The 23,912-nt window shown below is 58.5% G+C and carries 22 protein-coding genes; 3 read left to right on the top strand and 19 right to left on the bottom strand.

The window, feature by feature from the left end:
• Positions 1 to 47: 47 nt before the first annotated feature.
• Together aphA and I6L47_RS15865 are read right to left on the bottom strand one after the other, a co-directional pair.
• Positions 48 to 767 carry an acid phosphatase AphA gene (aphA, locus tag I6L47_RS15870; RefSeq protein WP_216947839.1) on the bottom strand — a complete coding sequence of 240 codons (720 nt, stop codon included), beginning with the start codon at positions 765 to 767 and terminating at the stop codon, positions 48 to 50.
• A 106-nt stretch (positions 768 to 873) separates the two neighbouring features.
• Positions 874 to 1,548: an ATPase gene (locus tag I6L47_RS15865; RefSeq protein WP_019446503.1), complete on the bottom strand. Its 675-nt coding sequence runs from the start codon at positions 1,546 to 1,548 to the stop codon at positions 874 to 876.
• Between the two features lie 166 nt (positions 1,549 to 1,714).
• Here I6L47_RS15865 and I6L47_RS15860 point away from each other — a divergent pair, with 166 nt between their 5' ends.
• The 3 genes from I6L47_RS15860 (at position 1,715) to I6L47_RS15850 (ending at position 4,258) form a co-directional block, all read left to right on the top strand.
• A complete protein-coding gene (locus tag I6L47_RS15860) occupies positions 1,715 to 3,034 on the top strand; it encodes an MFS transporter (RefSeq protein ID WP_216947838.1) in 1,320 nt (439 codons plus the stop codon).
• Between the two features lie 138 nt (positions 3,035 to 3,172).
• Positions 3,173 to 3,895: a MarC family NAAT transporter gene (locus tag I6L47_RS15855; protein WP_005348656.1), complete on the top strand. Its 723-nt coding sequence runs from the start codon at positions 3,173 to 3,175 to the stop codon at positions 3,893 to 3,895.
• A gap of 159 nt (positions 3,896 to 4,054) precedes the next feature.
• The gene (locus I6L47_RS15850) at positions 4,055 to 4,258 is read left to right on the top strand and encodes a hypothetical protein (protein ID WP_005340062.1); all 204 of its coding nucleotides are present in this window, start codon (positions 4,055 to 4,057) and stop codon (positions 4,256 to 4,258) included.
• Between the two features lie 132 nt (positions 4,259 to 4,390).
• On the opposite strand, the gene tldD is transcribed toward I6L47_RS15850, so the two are convergent.
• The 17 genes from tldD to I6L47_RS15765 all read right to left on the bottom strand — a co-directional run bounded on the left by tldD (position 4,391) and on the right by I6L47_RS15765 (position 23,848).
• On the bottom strand, positions 4,391 to 5,839 hold the full coding sequence (gene tldD, locus I6L47_RS15845) for a metalloprotease TldD (protein WP_026035085.1): 1,449 nt from the start codon (positions 5,837 to 5,839) through the stop codon (positions 4,391 to 4,393).
• A gap of 133 nt (positions 5,840 to 5,972) precedes the next feature.
• Entirely contained in the window at positions 5,973 to 6,779 is an 807-nt protein-coding gene (locus tag I6L47_RS15840) for a carbon-nitrogen hydrolase family protein (protein ID WP_216947836.1), read from the bottom strand.
• A gap of 19 nt (positions 6,780 to 6,798) precedes the next feature.
• Entirely contained in the window at positions 6,799 to 7,386 is a 588-nt protein-coding gene (locus tag I6L47_RS15835) for a nucleotidyltransferase domain-containing protein (protein ID WP_216947834.1), read from the bottom strand.
• Positions 7,383 to 7,715, bottom strand: coding sequence for a Dabb family protein (locus I6L47_RS15830; RefSeq protein WP_199428136.1), 333 nt, complete (start codon positions 7,713 to 7,715; stop codon positions 7,383 to 7,385). The genes I6L47_RS15835 and I6L47_RS15830 overlap by 4 nt, the downstream gene beginning before the upstream one ends.
• Positions 7,716 to 7,749: 34 nt before the next feature.
• Positions 7,750 to 11,643, bottom strand: a complete 3,894-nt coding sequence (locus I6L47_RS15825) for a YhdP family protein (RefSeq protein ID WP_216947832.1) — start codon at positions 11,641 to 11,643, stop codon at positions 7,750 to 7,752.
• Complete coding sequence (gene rng, locus I6L47_RS15820; RefSeq protein WP_005340056.1) at positions 11,644 to 13,113, bottom strand: ribonuclease G; 1,470 nt, start codon at positions 13,111 to 13,113, stop codon at positions 11,644 to 11,646.
• Between the two features lie 95 nt (positions 13,114 to 13,208).
• Positions 13,209 to 13,796, bottom strand: a complete 588-nt coding sequence (locus I6L47_RS15815) for a nucleoside triphosphate pyrophosphatase (protein ID WP_005340055.1) — start codon at positions 13,794 to 13,796, stop codon at positions 13,209 to 13,211.
• Positions 13,797 to 13,798: 2 nt separating this feature from the next.
• On the bottom strand, positions 13,799 to 14,284 hold the full coding sequence (gene mreD / locus I6L47_RS15810) for a rod shape-determining protein MreD (RefSeq protein WP_005340054.1): 486 nt from the start codon (positions 14,282 to 14,284) through the stop codon (positions 13,799 to 13,801).
• Positions 14,284 to 15,174, bottom strand: a complete 891-nt coding sequence (mreC, locus tag I6L47_RS15805; RefSeq protein WP_005340053.1) for a rod shape-determining protein MreC — start codon at positions 15,172 to 15,174, stop codon at positions 14,284 to 14,286. Before mreC ends, mreD begins: the two co-directional genes overlap by 1 nt.
• A gap of 42 nt (positions 15,175 to 15,216) precedes the next feature.
• Positions 15,217 to 16,257 carry a rod shape-determining protein gene (locus tag I6L47_RS15800; RefSeq protein WP_005340051.1) on the bottom strand — a complete coding sequence of 347 codons (1,041 nt, stop codon included), beginning with the start codon at positions 16,255 to 16,257 and terminating at the stop codon, positions 15,217 to 15,219.
• A 204-nt stretch (positions 16,258 to 16,461) separates the two neighbouring features.
• Complete coding sequence (locus I6L47_RS15795; RefSeq protein WP_103251118.1) at positions 16,462 to 20,235, bottom strand: DUF6701 domain-containing protein; 3,774 nt, start codon at positions 20,233 to 20,235, stop codon at positions 16,462 to 16,464.
• Complete coding sequence (locus I6L47_RS15790) at positions 20,235 to 20,660, bottom strand: MSHA biogenesis protein MshP (RefSeq protein ID WP_103251119.1); 426 nt, start codon at positions 20,658 to 20,660, stop codon at positions 20,235 to 20,237. The genes I6L47_RS15795 and I6L47_RS15790 overlap by 1 nt, the downstream gene beginning before the upstream one ends.
• 37 nt (positions 20,661 to 20,697) lie before the next feature.
• Positions 20,698 to 21,627 carry a PilW family protein gene (locus I6L47_RS15785; RefSeq protein WP_180993716.1) on the bottom strand — a complete coding sequence of 310 codons (930 nt, stop codon included), beginning with the start codon at positions 21,625 to 21,627 and terminating at the stop codon, positions 20,698 to 20,700.
• Complete coding sequence (locus I6L47_RS15780) at positions 21,627 to 22,187, bottom strand: prepilin-type N-terminal cleavage/methylation domain-containing protein (protein ID WP_103251120.1); 561 nt, start codon at positions 22,185 to 22,187, stop codon at positions 21,627 to 21,629. The genes I6L47_RS15785 and I6L47_RS15780 overlap by 1 nt, the downstream gene beginning before the upstream one ends.
• Positions 22,174 to 22,674 (bottom strand): prepilin-type N-terminal cleavage/methylation domain-containing protein, encoded by a 501-nt coding sequence (locus I6L47_RS15775; protein WP_103251121.1) that lies wholly within the window; start codon positions 22,672 to 22,674, stop codon positions 22,174 to 22,176. The genes I6L47_RS15780 and I6L47_RS15775 overlap by 14 nt, the downstream gene beginning before the upstream one ends.
• Before the next feature lie 47 nt (positions 22,675 to 22,721).
• A complete protein-coding gene (locus I6L47_RS22615) occupies positions 22,722 to 23,162 on the bottom strand; it encodes a prepilin-type N-terminal cleavage/methylation domain-containing protein (protein WP_005348618.1) in 441 nt (146 codons plus the stop codon).
• 14 nt (positions 23,163 to 23,176) lie between these two features.
• A complete protein-coding gene (locus tag I6L47_RS15765) occupies positions 23,177 to 23,848 on the bottom strand; it encodes a prepilin-type N-terminal cleavage/methylation domain-containing protein (RefSeq protein ID WP_216947831.1) in 672 nt (223 codons plus the stop codon).
• Between the last annotated feature and the right edge of the window lie 64 nt (positions 23,849 to 23,912).

Genomic DNA, 23,912 nt, shown 5'->3' with positions numbered 1-23,912 from the left:
GGGCGGGTGCCAATGGCCCCGCCCTTGTTGCATGGATCCGCTCCGGATCAGAACTGGGAGTTGATGATCACCTCTTCTCCCAGCGCCCCTGCCAACGGCAGTGGCCGATAGCTGGAGTTGGCGGCCCGCAGCAGACGAATGCCGCGAATGCCGACCTCCTGCGCCGCCTTGATATCCCCGTCGGCGTCGCCGTAGAAGAGCTTCATCTGCTTATCCTTGAGCCACTGCACCTTGGTGTTCTGGCCCGGCTGATCACCGGCGAAGATCACCGGATTGAGCTGGTCGGCCGGAATATTCATGGTCTGCTGCAAGGTCTGGCTCACGGTTTCGGTCTTGGTAGCCGAGCGACCGGTGACGAAATAGATATGGTCACCGCGCTTGAGATGCATGGCGATGAGCGCCTTGCCCACCTCTTTCGGCATGCTGAACGCATCCCAGCCATTGTTCATCTTCTCCCAGAAGGCGGGGTTCTTCAGATAGCTCTCGTCGTTGGGCGAGAACTCCTGCTTGCCGCGATAAAAGCCCGGGCTGGAGAAGAGCAGGGTATCGTCGATATCAAACCCGACCGCCATCGGCGGCAATCCATCAAGGCTCTTGGCAATCTGCTCCACTGATACCCAGTGGATTGGCGCCTGGTGGGCCAAGGTGACGGTGGTGACACCGGCAGGGATCGGCTGAACGGTAGCGGCTTGACCCGCGACTACAGGCAGAGAGAGGGCAGCAGCCAGCAAGGAGGCAAGCAGCGCCGGACGAGAGATGTGTTTCATAAGGCAGGTTGTCATCTTGAATCAAAAGAGGGGGCCAATAGTGCCCCCATCCCGCCTCTCAAATCTGTGAATGCTCCTGCAAAAGGGAGCATTTGACGCCCGATAATTAATCCTCGATTGGCAGCAGATCGGTAAAGACAAAGCCGTCGCGCAGCACTGTCTCGCCGACCCGAATGCCGAGCGGACGGGAGAACATGGGGCCATCATAGGCCAGGGTGTGAAACTCGCCGTTCTCGCCGCACGGATCGACCCCCTCCGGCAGCGCCGCCAGCAGTGCCTCGTCAAAATCGTGGCCCCCCAGGCTGGCATCCAGCTTGTTCGGGTCGAGAGCACTGATCCGCGCCTTCAACCCAGCGGCCACCATCTGCGGCGCCAGTTCACGGGTATTGCTGCCCCAGAGCGGGAACAGTGGTTCGATGCCGGTACCTGCCAGCTGCTTTTCACGGTAGGCGCGCACATCCTCGAGGAACAAGTCGCCAAAGGCCATATGGCGGATCCCCTGTGCCACCACATCAGCGATAAAGCCGGTCATGATGCGGGCGTAATCCTCGTTGCTGCAGGGCCAAGGCAGATCGATGGTGATGAGGGGCAGCCCGACGCAGGCGGCCTGCTCGGTCAACAGCTGCTTGCGCACCCCGTGCATCGCCACCCGCTCGAATGCCTGATTGAGGGTGGTGAACAGCCCCACCACCTCAATGGCGGGATCTTGCCGCAACTGATGCAATGCCCATGCGCAATCCTTGCCGCTGCTCCAGGAGAGCAGTACCCGTTTCTTTTCCATCATTCCTCCGCCAGCGGGGCATTCGGATTGCCCCAAAAAGATGCAAGACAGTGTTGCGAATTGCGCGATTTACACACAAGAGGCAGGCAGCATACTCTCGATCACCTGTATATGCCCCTTGCACGGGGCGACAATAACTAAAAAAACCGATGGGAAACATACGGATATGACCACGACCATACAACAACACGATCACGCCCGCCCCCTCAATCGACAGGATTACAAAACCCTGAGTCTGGCTGCCCTCGGCGGTGCGCTGGAGTTTTACGACTTCATCATCTTCGTCTTTTTCGCCGTGGTCATCGGCGAGCTGTTCTTCCCAGCCGACATTCCCGAGTGGCTGCGCCAGTTCCAGACCTTCGGCATCTTCGCCGCCGGTTATCTGGCCCGCCCGCTCGGCGGTATCATCATGGCCCACTTTGGTGATCTCATCGGTCGCAAGCGGATGTTCACCCTTAGCATCATCATGATGGCGCTGCCGACCCTGTTGATCGGTCTGTTGCCCACCTATGCAGTGCTCGGCATCGGCGCCCCCATCGCCTTGCTGGGACTGCGGATCCTGCAAGGCGCCGCTATCGGCGGTGAAGTGCCCGGCGCATGGGTGTTTGTCGCCGAGCACGTCCCTGCCCGTCGGGTCGGGGTCGCCTGCGGCACGCTCACGGCGGGATTGACGGCAGGTATCCTGCTCGGCTCCCTGATCGCCACTGCGGTCAACAAGAGCCTGACCCCGGCCGAAGTGAGTGACTGGGGCTGGCGAGTGCCCTTCCTGCTCGGCGGTATCTTCGGCATCGTCGCCATGTACCTGCGTCGCTGGTTGCACGAAACCCCGGTCTTCGCCGAGATGCAAGCCAACAAGACCCTGGCTGACGAACTGCCCCTCAAGTCGGTGCTGCGCAACCACAAGAGCAGCGTGGTGGTCTCCATGCTGCTCACCTGGCTGCTCTCCGCAGGGATCGTGGTGGTGATCCTGATGACCCCGACCTATCTGCAGAAGGTTTATGGCATCAGCCCGGCCGACGCCCTGACCGCCAACTCGCTGGCCATCGTGGCCCTGACCCTCGGCTGCATCGTCTATGGTCGACTGATCGACCTGCTGGGCAGCGGTCTCACCTTCATGTTCGGCTCCCTGCTGCTGGCGGGCTCCAGCTACGCCTTCTATCACGGTCTGGCGGCCGGTACGAGTCAGCTGGTGCCGCTCTACATGCTGGCAGGCTTTGCGGTCGGGATTGTCGGCGCCGTGCCTTACGTGATGGTCAACGCCTTCCCCCCGGTGGTGCGCTTCTCCGGTCTGTCATTCTCCTACAACGTGGCCTACGCCATCTTCGGCGGCCTCACCCCGATGGCGGTGACCCTCTGGATGAAGAGCGACATGCTGGCCCCCTCCCACTATGTGGTGAGCCTGTCGGTGCTGGGTTTCGCCATCGGTCTCTGGCTCTGGTTCCAGCAACGGGCCATCCGGCAGCAGCAAGCGCCGCAAGCGGCCTGACCCGAACAACAAGCCCCGGTATCTGCCGGGGCTTTTTTGTACTGCTTATGTTCAGTTTCGCCAGCATAAGATAGCCTCCCTCTGGGGCCTGCCACCCGCATCGCCCCATGGCTTCCAACTCTTTATCCGAGGCTCAAGATGTTCTTTCAGGTCGTATTACTCACCTTGCTGGCGCTGCTGCCCATGGTCAACCCGCCCACCACGGCCACCCTGCTGCTGGGACTGAGCAAGGGGATGTCGCGCGAACACGTGCGCCGTCAGGTCAATCTGGCCGCCATCTATCTGTTCTGCACCCTCTGCATCACCTTCTTTATCGGATCCTCGATCCTGGATCTGTTCGGGATCTCCATTCCGGGCTTGCGCCTGGCCGGTGGCCTCATCATCGGCTTTATCGGCTTTCGCATGCTGTTCCCCGCCCCCAGCCAGCAGAGCGGGGTCGATATAAACCAGAGCATTGCCTTCGTACCGCTCACCATGCCCAGCATGTGCGGGCCGGGCACCATGGCGCTGGTGATAAGCGGTGCCGCCCAGATTGCCGAGCTGCCTGACGAGTACAACCGCCTCACAATCTACGCCGGTGTGGTAACGGCGTTTGCCCTGATGAGCCTGATCAGCTGGGGGGTATTGAAGCTGGCGGATCCGGTCTGCAAGATCCTGGGTGCCACCGGCATCGACGCCATGACCCGCATCATGGGCTTCCTGCTGGTCTGCATGGGTATGCAGTTTTGCATCAACGGCATCAAGGAAGTGGCACAGGATCCGGTCTTCCACGGCGGCCAGACCGTGCAAACCGCACCTGCGCTCCCAAAGGCTTCCGGCACGTTTGATCAGTTGCCGCAGAAGCCCACCGGCTCTGATTGAAAACGGTATCAAAAAGTCCCTGACGATCTGCACTGATCTTGTTCCTGATCATGTTATTGACACACAAATGAGTTAGTTTGTTTTTCATACAGACTGTATTCAGATGGACGCTGATAGGTTTGTTGATGAATACCCACTCAACTTCAGGAGAGTATGCAGATGGACAAGATGCTGACCGAAATAGGGAGCCATAGCCTGTTTCACGAGTACCTGAACGTGGTTGGGATTGCGAGCCCATCCCTCGCCAAGATCGAGCAACGCTGGGAATATAAAGATCAAGAGCAGCTGGTTGCCAAAATCCAGATCGACAAACAGGGTAACGCTCGCTATTTCATCGACGCCCGCGCCATATCCGTCAACTGATACCGAATCACCCGCCAGCCCCGGTCCAACGACCGGGGCTTTTTGTTGTCTGCGATCCCCTGAATAGCAAAACCCCGGCAAGAGCCGGGGTTTGAATGCGTCGGGTTACGCCGCTGCGCGGCTAACCCAAACCTACGACGTGCCACCCACGGTGAGCTGATCCAGTTTGAGGGTGGGTTGGCCGACACCGACCGGTACGCTCTGCCCCTCCTTGCCGCAGATGCCGACACCGCGATCCAGCGCAAGGTCGCTACCCACCATGGAGACCTGGCTCATCGCCTCGGGGCCGTTGCCGATCAGGGTCGCGCCCTTGATGGGAGCGGTGATCTTGCCATCCTCGATGAGGTAGGCCTCGGAGGCGGAGAAGACAAACTTGCCGGAGGTGATGTCCACCTGACCGCCACCGAAGTTGGGGGCATAAATGCCCTTCTTCACCGAAGCGATGATCTCCGCCGGATCATACTGGCCCGCCAGCATGTAGGTGTTGGTCATGCGCGGCATCGGCATGGCGGCGTAGGATTCGCGGCGCCCGTTGCCGGTGAGTGGCACGCCCATCAGACGGGCGTTCTGCTTGTCCTGCAAGTAACCCTTTAGGATGCCGTTCTCGATCAGCACGTTGTAGCCACCCGGTGTCCCCTCGTCATCAATGGAGACGGAGCCGCGCCGACCCGGCAGGGTGCCATCATCGACGATGGTGCAGTGCTTGGAGGCCACCTGCTCGCCGATGCGACCAGCAAATGCGGAAGATCCCTTGCGATTGAAATCCCCCTCCAGACCATGACCTACCGCCTCGTGCAGCAGCACGCCAGGCCAGCCGGAGCCCAACACCACTGGCATGGTACCGGCTGGCGCGTCGATGGCTTCCAGGTTGACCAGTGCCTGGCGCACAGCTTCACGCACATAGCCAAAAGCGCGGCTCTCCAGCCCGTCCAGTTCGAGGAACCAGTCGTAACCAAAGCGCCCGCCGCCACCGGCACTGCCACGCTCGCGGCGATCGCCCTTCTCGGCGATCACAGTCACCGACAGACGCACCAGCGGACGCACATCGGCGGCCAGGGTGCCGTCGGTGGCTGCCACCAGCACCTCTTCATAGACGCCGCTGATGGAGGCCATCACCTGATTGATGGCGGGATCCAGACTTCTGGCGAACTTGTCCATCTGCTCCAGCAGGGCGATCTTCTGGTGCTTGTCGAGGGTCTGCAGCGGATCCATGGCCGGATAGAGCAGGTTCGCTTCGGTGCGGGCCCACGCCTTCACCTTGCCGTGAGCACCTGCTGCGGCGATGCCGCGAGCGGCAGTCACCGACTGTTGCAGCGCCAGCAGGCTCAGCTCGTCCGAGTAGGCGAAGCCAGTCTTCTCGCCGCTGACGGCGCGCACCCCGACTCCCTGATCGATGTTATAGCTGCCATCCTTGACGATGCCATCTTCCAGCATCCAGGACTCGTGCCAGCTGCGCTGGAAATAGAGATCGCCGAACTCAACCTGATGGCTCATCAGGCTGCCGAGCAGCTGCTGCAGGCGCCCTTCGTCGAGGTCGTTGGGGGCCAACAGGGAGGCACTAACCTGGCTCAATAGACTCAATCTTCTTCTCCACTCTCGTAACGAGCTGTTTTAAATCGTCTTGCCGACGGATTGGCAACAAGCCACACCATCACAACAAACGGGCATGCTCCAGCACGGGCAAACGGCTGCGTTTCAATTTTTCACCACACCATCAGAGCAAACGGGCGTGTTGCAGCACTGGCATGGTGCGTTTCAATTCGTCGATAAGCCCGGGCTCCATCTTCGCCAGCACTGTGCCGCGCCCGGACTCTTTGCTCGCCTGCACCCGACCCCAGGGGTCGATCACCATGCTGTGGCCCCAGGTCTGGCGCCCAGTCTCGTGAGTGCCGCCCTGATTGGCAGCGACTACGTAGCACTGGTTTTCGATAGCGCGAGCCCGCAGCAGCGGCTCCCAGTGCGCCTCGCCGGTCACGGCGGTAAAGGCTGCAGGCACCAGCAGCACGCGGGCACCGGCACGGGCCAACTGACGGTAGAGCTCGGGAAAGCGCAAATCATAACAGATCGAGAGGCCGAGGGGACCAAAGGGAGAGTCCACCAACACAGGCGCTTCCCCCGGGCTGAAGGTCTCCGACTCACGGTAGCGACCGTGATTATCCGCCACATCCACGTCGAACAGGTGGATCTTGTGGTAGTGGCCCCTGAGCTCACCGCTGGGGTCAAACACCAGCGAGCTGGTGTGGATATGGTCGGAATCTGCGATGGTGGTCGGCATGGCTCCGGCCACCAGCCAGATGCCGTAATCGCGGGCCCATTCAGCCAGTTGCTGCTGGATCGGGCCCTCACCTATTGCCTCGGCACCATCCAGATAGCCCTGTCGTTCGCCAAACAGGGCAAAGTTCTCCGGCAGCAGCACCAGCAGCGGCCGCTCTTTGGGCAAGGCCGCCAGTTCGGCGGCGATCTGCTCCCGGTTATCCTGCCAGTGACGGCCAGATACCAGCTGTATTACGGCTAACCACATGACTCTCTCCTTGTCCGCGTTAATCACGATCCACAATATTCGGGTCTTTATCCATCTCGGCCAGCAGCTTGCGAAGATGATGCCTGACCAAGCCACGCTGGCCCCGTTCCGCCCATTTGAGGCAATCGAACAACTCCCACACCAGGCCATCCCCTTCAGCCATATAGGCAGGAAAGTCCCAATGGCTTGGGGCAGGGCCAGATACCTCAAGCGCACCAAGGGAGGAAGTTTTATCGAACAGTGGCAAATAAGGTTTGGCAAGGGGGAACTCAGCCCCCCGATCAAGGATGTGGATCTCGATGCTGGACATGTCGAGGAATATGAAGCGCCAGTATGAACAGACCTCTTCATGTCTTCCTTGCCAGCAGTGAAAGATGGGCCGATCCCCCACAATGGTGCGCACCAGTTCGTCTCCCTGCTTATGGAAGCCCGGCTCGGCCAGCAGCAAGAGATCGACATCTGATACCCTGTCTGCCTTGCCCTTGGCGAGCGACCCAACTACTACCCCAGCATCAATCGCAGGATGGGCTGCGCCATGTTTCATAACTGATTCCAGCAGTGCGCGCTGCAGTGGCGGGATGGCAGACCAGCGCTCATCCTTCATCATGACGGAACCCCGACAGCAACCGCATCACCGGGCTGCAGGGTGTAATCCAGCACTATGATGCGCTCCAGCACAGGGCGGAAGATGGCCTTGAGGGCATCGTGATCAGGATGGGGCAGATAGCGCTGGCGGGCCGCTTCGTCGGCGAAGGTCATCAGCACGCTGTGGGTAAACCCCTCGGCTCGCCCCTCCGGGCTGTCATCACGACCCCACTCCACGGCGGTCACGCCGCTGACCTGATGGGGAATGGCGAGAAAGGCGGTACGCACCGCATCTATCCGGGCAGGCTGGGTGCCCGGCTTGAAGGCGATCAGCAGGATATGTCGGATCATGGCTCACTCCTTGTGATGATGCCGGGCCGCTCGTTCAGCGCTGAGCGGGCCCTGCGTGTTTGGGGCTCAGCAGGAAAGGGGTCACCTCTTGAGTCGGCAGGCCGGGGGCAACGGCGTCAACCGCCTCTTTCTGCTGCTGGTTGAGCTTGATGCGCGCGCGATCTCGTCCCGCCTCGATCAGCTTGGGTGCGTCGAGCGGGCCCGATATGCGAAAATCGATGCGGGTCACCACATCCACCACCGGCTCCAGCAGTTTGGAGAGGGCCAGCACATAGAGACCCGTGACCGGCGTGATGGAGAAGGCCGCCACCACCGGCAGGGTGCCCCCCAGATTGGGGGAGAAGCTCAGCTCGTAGTCGAGCTGCCAGCGCACCAGATCGGCGATCCCCTCACCGCGCAGGTTGCCTGCCGCCCCCTTCATATAGAAATCATCGTTGCTGACCTGCCCCTGCTTGATGGTGGCAGAGGCGGACATGGATTCGAAGTAGAAGCCCTTGTCGAACACATCGCGAAAATCGAGCCGCAGTTTGCGCAGCAGGGAGTCGAGACTGAGCAGGGAGAGCAGCCGTGCCCCCTTGTCGTTGATCTCCCGCAGGGTGCCGCCCTCCAGCTGATAGTTGGCACTTCCCCCCAGAGTCGGCAGGCTCGGGCGATAGGGCACATCCTGCCAGTTCAGATCAAAAGCGAGGGAGCCGGGGGCATCGCCGATGGGCGAGGTGTAGCCGAGCCGTTTGAGCAGCAGTTCGCTGTTGTTGCTGGTCAGCTTGCCACGGGCGCGGGTCTCCATCCGGTTGCCATCGGCCAGCCAGTCGACGCTGCCGGTGAGCTGACTCCCCGCCAGCCGCACATCCAGCCCCTTGAGGGTCACCTTGTTGGCGCCGGGCACCAGCTCCCCTTTCACTTCACCAAGAGGTAGCTCGCCAAAGCGGCAATCGACACAGCTCACCTTCAACCAGGGGATGGATGCCATGATGGCGTTGTCCTGCTGCGCATCGGGATCCGGGCTGAGATCCGAACTCTTGCCGGACCAGTAGATGCGGGCAAACTTGGCATCCACCGGGCGATTGGCCACTGCGGGCAGGCGGATCACCCCCATCACGTCGGGGCTGTCGATCATCACTTCGGTCGCCTGATTGGTCGGCCCCACGGTGAAACGCGCCGCCTTGAGGGTGGCACTGCCGATATAGGCGCGAGCCAGTTGCCCATCCACCCACCACTCCTGCGGCAGGAAGGCGGGGCCGACCACCGCATTGCCGGTCTGGTTCTGCGCTGGCAGCCACTGCTTGAGTCGCGCCAGCCAGCCGCCCACATCGGCCTCCTGCTGGTTGATGGCAAGCAGCATGGGAGCATCGCGCATTACCCGGGCGCCCGGCTGACCCACATCGACCCGCACCCGGCTGAGATAAGGCACCCCTTCGCCGTAGACCAGTCGGGTCTGCATATCCACATCAGCCCCCAGCACGGCACGAATGTCGGCGCTGCCATCCCGGCCACGAGCGATCACCTTGAGCGGCAGCCGGCTGGCGCTGCTCTTGGCCAGCGGCAGCGGCAGATCCAGCCCCATCCCCTGCAAGTTGGAGTCGAGCGCCAGCTGGAAGCTGAACGGCTTGCTGTCGGGCAGGGTCAACCCGAGCTTGCCGCCCCAGTTGCTGCGGCCGTTGAGAATGCCAAATGAAGAGATGGCGGCGGGCTGGCGGCGGCTATCCCACTGCCCCTTGAAATCGAGGTCGACCTGATAGTGATCCGGATGCTGGCGCCCCTGATAATCGAGGGTCAGCGGCTGGTTCCACAAACTCGCCTTGAGGTTACTGAAACGGGTCTGTTCGTTGTCATATTCGAGGCGCCCCTGCACCTTCTCCAGCGGCAGATCCAGACTGGCGACCCGCACCTTGTTGTTGCTGAAGGTGGCATCGCCGCTCGCCTTGACCTCGCTCTCGCCATCGAGAGGAATATCGAGCTTGACCGAACCGGCCATCGGGCCGCGGATCTCGATATCCCGCAGCGCCTGTCCCACCGAACTACCCAGCGGGGAGTCCTGCAGGTAGTCGCTGATGGCCTTGCCCTCCCCCTGCACCTTGGCATCCACATAGAGGTGGGCGCCGGGGGAGAGATCCGGGATCCAGGCATGCACCGAGTCGGAGCTCGCCTTGCCGAGTTTGGTGGATCGGCTGCGCATATCGAGACCGGCATTCTGGAACAAGAGATCGATCTGCAGGTCGGTGAGCGGTTGCCAACCGGGGAAGAACTCGTAGGTGGCCTGCTCCAGCGGCACCGCCACCTGGAAGATGCCCTTGCCGTTGTCGTAGGGGAAATCCCGAAACTCCCCATACCAGAGCAGGTCGGCCCCCTTGGCCTTGCCCCCCTTGATGGCGCCGCTCAGGTAATCCACCAGCCCCTTGTCCATCGCCTGCAGCGGGAAGTAGCGATCCGCATGGCCCGCATTCTTCACATCGATGCGACCGGTCAGGGCGAGGAAAGGGTGCTCGAACAGATCGAGGCGGAAACGGCTGGACAGGGTCAGATCCGGGTTATCCAGCGCGATATCCTGCCCGTAGAGCACCCAGCCCTGTTCCTCACGCCACCAGTCGAGGCGGGCCGAGAAGTTGTCGACCGGGATCGGCATCTTGAAGTGACGGGCGGGATCCACCTTGTCGTTCGCCAGCGCCAATCTGGCGCTACCGCCGGTCGGGGTAAGCCAGAACTCGCCGTTGAGATCCTGCATCCCGGGTATATCCTGCCAGGCCTTGAGACGCACCTTGCTGAAGCGGCCACTGAGGGAGAGCTCCTGCCAGTCGGCATTGGCCAGCAGCGTCAGATCCTGCACCGAACCCTGCGGATTGGTCTGGCGCAGGGTGTCGCAGAGTGTGGGGTAGAGCGCCGAGACCAGCTGACTGATCTGGGTGATCTTGTCGAACTCAATGCTGGGCAGATAGCCCTGCACCCGATCCCCGATCCGCTCCAGCTGCAAGCGGCTCTGCAACCAGGGTTTGCCGTCCAGCTTGAAGTTGACGTTGTGGCTGGCCAGTTGCCAGTCGGTGCCCTCACGGCGCAGCTGGATCTTGCCACCATCGAGGCCGAAACGGTGCATCTCCCCTTTCTTGGGATCCTTCCAGATCAGGTAGTTGTTGCCAAACGCCAGCAGGGTATTGCCCAGCTTGCCGCTGTCAAACTCGCTCCAGAGCTGGAAGTCGAGCTGACCGGCAACCTTGGGTTCGCCCGCATGGATTTTGGCCAGGGTCGGGGTGATATCGAGCTGGCGGGCCCCCAGATAGAGCTGACCCTTGAGGCGATCGAGCCGGGCAGTCGGGGCGTCCACATCCAGAATCAGATCGAGGGTGCTCTCGCCCACCCCGTTGATGAGATAAGCCTTGCCGACCCCCTGATGGCGCTTGCCACGGTTCTGCCAGCGCAACTGGGCAATGTCGAGCGCCCGCAGATCACCGAGGGAGGTGGTGACGCTGAGGCGAGTGTTGTGCACATCGAAGGTGGAGAGCTGGGTCAGCAGAAAGCGCAGCAGGGCGCCCTGCTGGGGATCGCCGGAGGGGCTGTCGTCAGCCGGTTGGCGCAAGTCGATGGTGATATCGCCATCGCTCAGGATCAGCTCGCCAAACACCGGCTTGAGCTCGTTAATGGTGCGCCAGAAGTCGAGGTGCACCCAGGCTTTGCCGAGCTGTACGGTAAAACGCCCCGAATCCGGGGCGATGGCAAGTTGCTGCAGTTCGAGCGCGGGCCCGGACTGTGTCCAGTCCAGCCCCACTTGCTCCACGCTGACCTTGAGCTGTGAATCGCCCAGCAGAGTGTGGATCAGACTCTCCCTGTATTGATTCAGCAAAGGGCCCCCGACCCGTACCAGGGTGACCAGCATGGCCATCAGTACGAACAGGACCCCCAGGGCCAACCAGCCCCGACTCAGCCAGCGATAGACCAATTACATCATCACCACGTCGAACTGCTCCTGACCGCAGAGGGGTTCGCTCACTACCCGCACCTGCTTGCCGATAAACACTTCCAGCTCCGCCAGACTGTGGGACTCCTCGCCATGGAGGTAGTCGGCCACGGCCGGGGCTGCATAGACGGTGAACTGATCCGCATCGTAGGCACGATTGACCCGGATGATCTCCCGCAGGATCTCGAAGCAGACCGACTCCACCGTCTTGACCCGGCCGCGTCCCTTGCACTCGGGGCACTCGGAGCAGAGCACATGCTCCAGACTCTCGCGGGTGCGCTTGCGGGTCATCTCCACCAGACCGAGCTGGGAGAAGCCATTGACGTTGGTCTTGGCGCGATCCTTGGACAACGCCTGCTCCAGGCTGTGCAACACCCGACGGCGGTGATCTTCCGACTGCATGTCGATGAAGTCGATGATGATGATGCCGCCGAGATTGCGCAGGCGCAGATGACGGGCAATGGCCGCCGTCGCCTCGACGTTGGTGTTGAAGATAGTCTCTTCCAGGTTGCGATGGCCGACAAAGGCGCCGGTGTTGATATCCACCGTGGTCATGGCTTCGGTCTGGTCGATGATGAGGTAGCCGCCGGATTTCAGCTCTACCTTGCGCTCCAGTGCCCGCTGGATCTCGTTCTCCACGTCGTAGAGATCGAAGATCGGCGACTCGCCTGGGTAGTACTCCAGCTTGCTGGCCAGCTCCGGCACATACTCCTCGGTGAAGCGCTTGAGCTGATCGAAGCTCTGGCGCGAGTCGACGCGGATCTTGTCGAGCTCGGCGCCGACAAAGTCGCGCACCACCCGAAAGGCCAGACTGGGATCCTCGTAGAGGATCTTGCAGGGGGGATACTTCTGCTTGCGCTCGAGGATCTTGCGCCACAGGCGTTTCAGGAAGGCAGCATCCTGCTCCAGCTCCTGCTCCCCCACCCCTTCGGCAGCGGTGCGGATGATGTAGCCACCCAGCTCGTCCACATAGCCAGCTACGGTACGCTTGAGGCGCTCCCGCTCCGCTTCGGACTCGATACGCTGGGAGACGCCGACATGGGCGCTGCCCGGCATAAAGACCAGATAGCGGGATGGCAAGGTGATATCGGTGGTGAGACGGGCACCCTTGGTACCCAGTGGATCTTTCACCACCTGCACCATGATGTCCTGCCCCTGACGCACCAGCTCGGCGATGTTACCGACCTGGAACTGCTCCTTCTCCTTCACCGCCACACATTCGGTGTGCGGCACGATGTCGGAGGCATGGAGAAACGCCGCCTTGTCCATGCCGATATCGACGAATGCTGCCTGCATGCCGGGCAGCACCCGACTGATCTTGCCTTTGTAGATATTGCCGACAATGCCGCGCTTGGCCTGACGCTCTACATGCACTTCCTGCAGCAGACCGTTTTCGACCAGAGCGACCCGGGTTTCGGAGGGGGTAACGTTAACCAGCAGTTCTACCGACATAAGTAACCTTGCCTGTTCCAGTTTTGAATTCTATAGAGCCAATCCGGTACAACGCGCGCAAGGAAGAAACGCAGCAGAGCACAGCTGACGGGAAATTATTTGAGCTGTTCCAGATGATGCTTGATCAGCAGGTCTGTCTCCAGCAGGGGCAGGCCGACCACGGCGCTATAGCTCCCTTCGATGCGGCTGACAAACTTGCCGGCAATACCCTGAATGCCATAAGCCCCGGCCTTGTCACAGGGCTCACCGGTCTGCCAGTAGGCCTCGATCTCGGCCTCGTCCAGCTTGCGAAACGCCACGTTGGTGGTGACCAGACGCACGTCACAACGATCCTTGCTGGCCAGCGCCACCGCCGTCATCACCTGATGCACCTTGCCGGAGAGGGACTCCAGCATATCTTTGGCATCCAGCAGATCGGATGGTTTCTCCAGCACCCGGTCGCCCAGCACCACTATGGTGTCGGCACCCAGCACCGGCAACGCCGTCGGCGCACACGCCACGCCCGCCATCGCCTTGTCACGGGCGAGGCGGCAGACGTAATCCTGCGCCTTTTCACCCTCTTCCCGCTGCTCGGGCACATCCAGTTTCAGCACCTCGAAGCGGTAACCAATCTGGGTCAGCAGTTCACGGCGACGGGGAGAAGCCGAGGCGAGATAGAGTTGTGGTTCGTTGTTTTTGTTCATATTTACCTGATATTGAAGCGGCGCCGCACCTTGCGCAGCACCAGAAACACCCAGGGCCATATTAGCATCGTCGTCAACGTCGACCAAAAGTAGGAGAAGTTGAGACTGGCCTGGCTGAACAGATGCTCGGCCCAGAATACCGTCATTTTACCCACCAGCGAGAGGCCACCGATGATCAGTGCCTGCTGCCAGAGGGAGAAGTTGCGGATCTTCTGGAACTGGAAGGCCGCCAGGTAGGTGGTGATGGCCATCGCCATCGCCCGCACGCCGAGGGTGCTGCCAAGCAGCACATCCAGTAGCAGGCCCGCCACCCAGGCAGTGCCGACGTTGGTCCGATGCGGCAAAGCCAGTGCCCAGTAGATGAGCACCATGGCCAGCCAGTCCGGGCGGAAGGGGTCAAATTCGAAAGGAAGCGGCAGGATCGACAGGCTCAAGGCCAGCAGGATCGAGATCCAGATCCAGATCCTGCCGCTGGCGGGTTCTAGCATCAGCGGGTGGCTCCTGCGGCGGACGCAGCGGGAGCCGCCCGTTCGCCATCCTCATCATGAACTTCAGGCTTCTTGTCGGTCCACAGCAGCAGCAGATAACGCAGTCTGTCCAGCTCCACCAGCGGCTTGGCCTCGACCTGGGCGAAGGGCTTGCCCTCCACATACTCGGAGCGGGTCACAGTCGCCACCGGATAACCTTCCGGGAAGCGGCCACCCAGACCCGAGGTGACCAGCAGATCACCCACCTGAATATCGGTGTTGCGCGGCAGGTTGCGCAGCTCAAGCTTGTCGAGCTCACCACTGCCGGAGGCAATAGCGCGCAAGTCGTTGCGCAGCACCCGCACCGGAATACCGTGGCTGGAGTCGGTGATCAGCAGCACGCGACTGGTGGTGGAGCCCACGTGGAGCACCTGACCAATCACCCCCTGATCGTTGATCACCGCCTGACCGTTGTAGACGCCATCCAGCGCCCCCTTGTTGATCAGCACCTGATGGCTGAAGGGGTCAGAATCCACTGACAGCAGCTCGGCCACCATCTTGCGGGACTCCTTGTGCACCGGCGAACCCAGCAGCTCACGCAGCCGCTGGTTCTCGTGTTCCAGCTGATCCATTTTGAGCAGACGGGCACGCAGGGTAAACAGCTGTTGCTCCTGCTGTTTGGTCTGCTCGATGAGATCGGCGCGGGTCTGCACCTGGGTCGACATGGTGTCGAGCAGGGTACCCGGCGCATTGGCCATGTATTGCAGGGGACTGACTAACGAACTGAGGTAGACACGGACATGGGTAAACACACCGAAGCGGGAATCCGCGACGATGGCAGCGATGGAGATGATGACGGCGAGAAACAACCGTAACTGAAGCGAAGGGCCTCTACCAAAAATGGGTTTCATGGGTCGTCAAAAAAGAGCCGGCACGCTGGCCGGCTTTGGGTCTTATTCGTAGTGGAACAGATCGCCACCGTGCATATCGATCAGCTCCAGCGCCTTGCCGCCGCCACGGGCCACACAGGTGAGGGGATCTTCGGCCACGACGACAGGAATGCCGGTCTCTTCCATCAGCAGACGGTCGATATCTTTCAGCAGTGCGCCACCACCGGTCAGCACCATGCCGCGCTCGGAGATGTCGGAAGCCAGTTCCGGCGGAGACTGCTCCAGCGCCACCATGACGGCAGCCACGATACCGGACAGCGGCTCTTGCAGCGCTTCCAGGATTTCGTTGGAGTTGAGAGTGAAGCTGCGCGGTACACCTTCAGCCAGGTTGCGGCCACGGACTTCAATCTCGCGCACCTCTTCGCCCGGATAGGCGGAGCCGATCTCGTGCTTGATGCGCTCGGCAGTCGCTTCACCGATCAGGCTGCCGTAGTTGCGACGGACGTAGCTGATGATGGCTTCGTCAAACTTGTCGCCACCGATACGGACGGACTGGGAGTAGACCACACCGTTCAGAGAGATGATGGCCACTTCAGTGGTACCACCACCGATATCAACCACCATGGAGCCGGTCGCTTCGGACACCGGCAGGCCGGCCCCGATGGCAGCAGCCATAGGCTCGTCGATCAGGTAGACCTCGCGGGCACCGGCGCCCAGTGCGGACTCCTTGATGGCGCGACGCTCAACCTGAGTTGAACCGCACGGTACACACACCAGCACACGCGGGCTGGGGCGGAAATAGTTGTTGTCGTGAACCTGTTTGATGAAGTGCTGCAGCATCTTCTCGGTCACGTAGAAATCGGCGATCACGCCGTCTTTCATCGGGCGGATTGCGGAAATGTTGCCCGGGGTACGGCCCAGCATCTGCTTGGCGGCATGACCGACAGCAGCGACCGATTTGGCGTTCCCGCGCTCTTGGCGAATGGCGACAACTGAGGGTTCGTTAAGGACGATCCCTTGATCTTTTACATAGATCAGGGTGTTGGCAGTTCCCAAATCGATCGACAGATCGTTGGAAAAGACGCCTCTGAGCTTTTTGAACATGGCTACGGGAAATCCTAAGAATTTGGAGGTGCAGAAAACCGGCTAACTTTACCAATGCCCACCCCAATGGGCAAGCGCTCAAACTGTCGCCAATCAATCAGGCGCGACAAAAATGCGAGTCATCACTCACTCGCACACGCTTGCAAACACTAATAAACAAGGATTTAGGGGGATGCTGTTGAGCCAACCCCCCTTACACATCATTTACTGCAATACTTCGCGCCGATAAATAATTCTGTCATTACCCCGGCTGGAGCCGAAAATGGCCTCACCTTGCAGGTTGCCGTCATTGGCACTCGTTGGGTCAGACAACCAGAGGGGCTGCGACGGCTGTTTTGCCAATTCGACCTTGTAGGGAATGCGCACCGAGATGTCCGGCTTGGCAAAGTGGAACAAGATCTCCCCGTCTTTCGCCAGTGCAGCATCCCCACCTGGTGCAGAACTGCCCAACCCCAGCTTGATCTTGCGACCCGCCCCCAGATTCAGCTCGCGAGTCGCCGCATCAAAGGTGTGACTCGGATTGAGGAAAGTGAACCCCTGATTGGCCAAAGAGAGCTGGGTACATTGATCTTCCTTGTTTTGCAGCCAATTGCCCGCTTCGTAATATTGCATCTGCAGTGGAATGGCCAGCGGCGCCGAGGCCAGACCCGCCGCCGTGCCCGCCTGCAGGCGGCCGTACAACAGCTTTTGAGTACCCAGCAGCACCGCATTACACCCCGATCCGGAACATGTCCCAGCGACAGCAGTATTCATATTTGGATTAGCCAACAGTGTATTGCCGCCATCCTTATCATCGACTTTGAGACCAAAGCTCAACGTGGCGAAAGGTGCTTCTGGACTCACTGCACGATCAAAGCGGGTATTCAGCCCCAAAGGTGACTGCTGATTAACGCTCGCAATACCACTTGCCCAGCTGAGCGAGGGAGATAGTGTAATACGCTTGTCACGCGCAACCCCATCCAGAGCATTGGCAGCCACCATCTCAGTAACCCCTTTAGCGAACGCCCCCTTATAGTTCTCTGTCGTCCCTTTCTGCAGATTGCGTGCAGTGAGGACAAAACCGCTGGCAAAGGGCTGGCTCATATATGTAAAGGCATTGCAGGCAGGCGTGATAAAGCCATTACTCAAACTGTAATCCCAGGGTACGAAGCGGCCCACCGGCACGCTGCTGGCGGGAGGGATGGTGTAGCCGAAATAGCCCGTAGATACAGTGCTTCCTTCTGGCGGCTTTGCCACCGGTGGTGTCGCCGTCATCCGGAACACTCCCACCTCGCTCACAGTCTGGCTAACGTTATTGGCACTGTTGGCCGCAGCCACATGGCTATAGGTGGTATTACCCAGCGTTGCATTGGTGCCCGGATTGGGTGCCACCAGCGTACTGCCCAGAGCAATATTGGGCAGGGCAAAGTTGGGCGTAGTCTGATTCCCTACGCAGATATCCCCATCATTGGCCGACTCCCAGGCCATCGCCTTGATATCTACCAGGAACGTTTCCCCTGCTTTTTTGAATACCGGACAACTGCTGTCACCCACCGCGCAGACCCCTTGCGGAGGGGTTATACACAAGCCGACAGGACGTGCCACAAACGTGTCGGCCCCCGTCATCACCAGACCCTCCGTCTCACCACTGCCATTATGACTGGCTGAAAGCTGCATCTGACCCGCATCCGGGTAGGTCACTTTTTTCAAGGTCGCTTTACCCTGATTATCAAAAGTCAGGTTGAGGGTGGTTGGTGTTGGTGAAGAAACACTGCCGGCATAAGTTGCAATAGCGTTGCCATCGATGGAAATCTTGCTACCAAAGCTATTGGTATTTGGATTGTTGTACGTTCCCCAAAAGCCGACAGACCTCACGCCGGTAAATCCGGGCACACATTGCTTGGTAATGTCGTCTTTTTTGACCGCACTGATAGTCACATCCTGAGGCTGGTTGGAATAGGTATCCAGCACATCAAAGATAAAACCACTGTCAGCGAAGTCGATTGTGCAAGCACCGATCGAATAGGCACCACTGCCCATCCTGCACAAAGTCGAGCTTAAAGGTCTGGTCGCGGGCGTGGATCCTTCTACTCCCAGTGTTATCTTGCCTTTAATCGGGCTGCGTAAGCGCAGATCCACTTTCCCGCCGCTGAACGTCACTTGATCATTGGCTAACACGTTGCCCTGACTGTCGCGCCACTCTCCTTGCGCAAGTTTTTTAGGTAACAGATAAGCAGTCACAGGACCTTTATATTGAACCGAACAGTCACTATTAGCACAGGCCGTTAGCGTGACATCTTGTGGATTACAGGTCAGCGGCACACGACTGTAGTCAAAACGAAAGTGATCGATCTGCACATTCAATGGCCGACTTTTTAGCGCACATACCTGAAAATTATCGAGCTCATGGAAATTGGTTAAACCGCCAGTCGAGCCCGTCAGAGAGAGCTGAAAATCATTAGGCGTCGTTACCTGACCTTTTAGCTCAAAGCGAGGAATGAGGATGGTGAATTGATTTCCGCTGGTACGGCGACTGACTTCTACAAAGGTTTTATTACTCTGGCGCGAGTCAACTTCAATCCGGTAACGATGCACTGGGTTAGCACTACCGTTACCATCGACTCTTGGCGAGAGGCAAGAACCGGTATTCTGGGTTCCATTTATACAAGCACCTGCAAGATAACTATAACCCGAGGTACCACTACCCGAACCTCGGATCACCACAGACTGGGGGCGTCGAGCCCCAGGTCCAGCCCCCCTTGGCCCACCTTCAGTAGAAAAGTTCCCATACTCATCAAGACCGATACCTAACCAACCACCGGCAAAACCGTTGACATTGCTGCGCGCGCCATAACCGAGAGGCCCGCCAGCCGCACCTGGTTGCGCTGTCACTAAACCATCTGACAAAACAACGGCCATTCCATCAGCCCCTGATCCACCGTATGCAAAGTGATCAAATTCCAGAACAACCTGATTGTCAGCGCCAGGGAACAGCATCTTGTAAGTCGCAGCCGTAGATTGGCTGTTGTCATTAGTGGTTAATTGCAGTCGCCCATTTTTGACTGAAGGCAGTGTACTTTGGGCTGCCGCAGATAATGCCCACATAGCCAGCGAATTTGCTGAATCAAAGGTTTCTGAACTCTCACATTTAAATGGAGGCACACCACCATCGTATATAACCTTACTATTGCCCTTCAAGTTGACATTCTTCGCACTCACTCGACCAAAAAGAGTCACATCATTCTCAAACGTAGCATTACCCTCAACATAGTAAGAGCCAGCTAAGACATTATTACCTGTGAGTGTCACTGCTCCAGATATGTAAACCTCCATATCTGAATTAGCTGACAGCTGAGTATCACTATAAGCATCAAAGTCGCCTTTAACGAAAAGGCGTGTTGGAGCACTACCTATCAGTTTGATCTCACCGGAACTCAATTTGAGGTTGCCGTCAATGACATATGTCTTACCTGAAATTAAGGTTACAACTCCCTTATTCTGTATTGTTAATCCTTTAATGACATATGTATCGTAAAAATCAGAAAAACCCAAAGTTCCTGGGCGACCATCATACCCACCTATGTTCCCAGATACAGTAATCTGACCTGCATCCCAACGCGAACCAACGGCCTTACCATAGTTAGACGTTTGCCCTAGTACAACTTGGGAAGGGTTTCCCCAACTTGGTATTGAATAGGTTTTGTTATCTGTCCCACTAGGCATTATCAGACTAACCTGTTTTTTACTCGAAATACCGGTTATCTCACACTTACCTGTACCACAAGCTAACGAATTCATCTCTTCGTTATAGGCCCTAACTTTCTTAAAACATACTTCAAATCCATTGTAGTTATCTACACGAGCACCACCTTGCATATAAAGAGTTCCGTCTGCATCATGGCTCTGAATCGGTCCAGGGAAAATACTATTACAATCAATTGTCGCCCAAACTGGTGAAACCATGATGTATAAGCAAATGATCAGAAATAAATTGCGCATCAGGGAGTTCCTCCATCATAAGCTTCTACCATCAGGGTTCGGCTCACGGCAAAATCAGGGTTGGCACTGTTAAGGTTGGAGCTGCCACAGGTTCCGACACTCTCGAGACGATAGCCATTGGTCACAGATCCGTTGTAGGTCACCGGCACCGTGGCGCAACGAACAACTGCCTGGCAGTTGGTCAGCCCTGGATTGCTGGCAAAGCTCAGTGGGCTGCTTGCCAGGCAGACCGCTGGGGGGGTCGGTTGGGCAAGCGTGCGCTTGGGGAACAACCGATAGAGCGCCACTTCCAACCCGCTCTGGGCGACCAGCAGGGCCCGCACGCTGCGCACCTCCACCGTATTTTTCTCGCCGCTATCGACCAGAAAACGGCCCATGGCAGCCGCCAGCAGTGCCATCACCACAATCACAAACAGGGCGATCATCAAGGCACTGCCTCGCATCCGTCCGAAAGCCTGTGGATCAGGGCACATTGAACACCTCTATCTTGTGGTTGAAGGTGACCGACTCCCCCTTGCGCTCGAAGACAAAGCGCATGCCAAACTCCCCTTCGGCGTTAAACGCCGAGGTTTCCCGATAGAAGGTGCCAATACGAAGGGAATCCGCCATCAACACGCCCTGTGCAGGTAAGGATGCTCCAATGGGGGCTGTGGCACGGGTCAGCGTGTTTCCTTCCACACAGTAGCGAACCTGCTGGTTGGCAAAGTAGACCCGGCTGCCGGGAGAGAGGCCAGTCAGACTCTCGGCACTGGTATAGCGGATGGTTTGCGCTCCGGATACGGGCGTCAGCACATCCGTGACCTTGGCTACGCAGCGGCCATAATCGCAGCCTGCCGTGAGCGAACCGACTTTTTTGTCCGGCACGGGGAAGACGATCAGCTGATCATCTTTTTTGACGGCGGTGGCATCCACATCCAGCGGATTGGCAGCAGAAGCCGGGGTCGCCATCACCAGCTCAAGGGTAGCCGTGCTCCCCGACATGGCGCGGTTAAGTGCCAGATAGCGGCTCGAGGTGCTGATGGGCCAGAACCGCAAACAGGCACCGGTGTCGTCCCATGTCCCGCCAGTCGTCTCGATCCGCTCCGAGCCCGGCACCGCATCACGCAGTTCGCGGTTAAGCCGCTCCATGGCGAAGCGGGCATCGCTCATCAGCTGCTCACGGCTGCTGGCATCACCATAAATCTGGGTACCGATACCGATAAACTGGCTGGTAAAGGTCGCCATTATCCCGAGCAGCAGGATGACCATCACCAGCTCGACCAAGGTAAAGCCACGGTTACCCCGAGGTTTGCGGTAGGTTCGATTAGCCGCCAGGCGTAATCTGGCGCCGGAGTTGGCTAGGGGCGCTGAAATTCTGGTAGACAGGCAACACCTGATAGCGGAGCGATCCATCAGTAATTCCCCCGATAGAAGGAGAAGTCGAGCACGCTCTGATCCGGTAGCTTGATCTGCAGATCAATGCGCTTGCCCACAGAGCAGGGGGCGACACAACTCTTGAAGGTGCCGTCGCTGAAATCGGCTCCACTCACCGCAATTTTCACCTGATAGTTGCGATACTCCTCGCTGCTGACTCCCACCTCAGTTTGGGTCAGCGTGTTGGCATCCACCCAGTTACCTGCGGTATCGAAATCATCCACATCGTTATAGGCATAGGATGCGGGCTCGCCATCCGGACCATAACTGGTGGAGCAGGAAGAGATGGTCACCCCTGCCACCTGCTCGCCACAACGATAACGACCACCGTTATGATCCGAATGTTCATCAAACGACTTTTGCAAGATCTCGCCGGAGAGGCGCTGGGCCAGCTGGGCGGCGCGTACCTGCTGCACCGGATCCACCGCCTGTGGCGCCTGATTGATAAGCAACCCCAAAATGCCGGTCAAAGCCACCGCCAGCAGCACTATGCCAACGATCAGCTCAATCAGGGTGAAACCGCGCTTAAGGGATCTCATGAATAAACCCCTCGGATTCAATCTTGATACGGCTGATTTCGCGGCCATCACTCACCAGCAAGGTACAACCGGTGGCGCAGCTGCCTAGCGGTCTGCCCATCTGATCGAAGCGCAGCACGAAGCGGTTGTTGTTATCTAGGGAGATGGAGATACCGGCAGAGGGCGTAACCAGTCGACCACGAGTCTCCAACTGGGGAGTCCAGCCACTATTGGTATCCAGATCATCGCTGGCGGGACACGCAGCATAAGTTCGGTGGGCAAAACGGGGAGAGGCAACCACCAGCTGGGTACAGCGGTTGGCAGGCTCATGCATATTGACGGTCTGTACCAACCGCAGCCGGGTAAGCAGCTCGTCACGCACGGTTTGAGTTTCAAAGCCGCCTTTGCCCAGCCATTTGGGCACGGCAAAGGCGGCCAGAATCCCGAGTAACAGGATCACCAGTACCAGTTCAATGAGGGTAAAACCCTTATGCCTTGACTCTAACATGTCAATAGAAAGGGTAGGAATTGACTCCTACCCTTTCCATCATCCAATTACTTACAGCCAACCAAACTGATGGTCGGTGTACCGTTAGAAACGGTAACTTCCTTGTAGGTAACAGAACAGCTGTCACCTTTACCGCTTGGAGCAAAAGTTATGGTGTTAGCTGCTACAGCCCCAGAAACTTTCCAACCATCCAGCGCCACCGCCTCGCTGATTGTGGCTGCAGTTGGATAGCCATATGCTACAGCAACTTTATCGATTGGAGCGGCCATAGAGATCGGCCCAGCACTGGTCTCATAGCCATTCAGAACAGCTTTGCTATAAACCAGCGCAGAAGCACTTTGCAGGGCAGCTTGTACGCCTTGTGCAGCAGACTTACGAGCATCATCCTGCAGATTCAGGAACTTGGGTGCAGCGGTGACCGCCAGAATACCCAGAATGATGATCACGATAACCAGTTCGATCAGGGTAAAACCCGCCTGTTTTTTCATTTCACTTTCCTCTGTTAATTAATATTGGTGGTCACCTGACCGGATGCCGGGCGGTAACTGAAACTCATAAATGCATCAGTCTTGCCTTGCGGATCCTGATACTTGCCATCACTGCCCTTACTCAAACTATTGACCAAATAGTAGCGGCAGACCGAATCAAGCCCGCTACCACTCACGGTGGCATAGTATTTCAGGTCATTGCCGCTACCACGCACTTCATTGAAGGTGGCCGTAGCCTTGGGCGGGTTTTGCAGTAACCCCTCCCAAATATTGAGACAACGTTCGGCGGTCAGATTAGCCGGATCCACACCGGGATTACCACTGGCAACGGTATCCATCGGATAGCCGGGCGACAGCTCGCCGTTGCTGATCTGGGTCTCGGTCGGTGTGGTCAGATAGAAGCGACTACCGTCATAGAGCACGGTATTGAGACTGTCCTGTTTGGCGCGACCTTCCGCCTCCCATTGCGCCCGCACCAGCGAAACGCCGGTAGCAAAACCGCCAGAGACTCCCTCCACGCTGGCCTTTTTCGCTTCGTCAGTCACATCGAGAAAGCGCGGCAGTGCAGTCACCGCCAGGATCCCCAGGATCACGATAACGATCACCAGCTCAATGAGGGAAAAGCCGGCAGACCGTCTTCTCATCCCGTTTTCCGGCATTGTTGGTGCCATTGGTTTCATTGTCATGCTCCCTCCGTAATGCCCCACATTATTTCATGCAGGCCCAAAAAAATCATGTAGTTGGGTCATA

Source organism: Aeromonas sp. FDAARGOS 1417 (assembly GCF_019046985.1).
Taxonomy (GTDB): Bacteria; Pseudomonadota; Gammaproteobacteria; order Enterobacterales; family Aeromonadaceae; genus Aeromonas; species Aeromonas veronii.
Note: the sequence above shows the minus strand (reverse complement) of the source record. Positions and strands in the feature narration are given on the sequence as shown.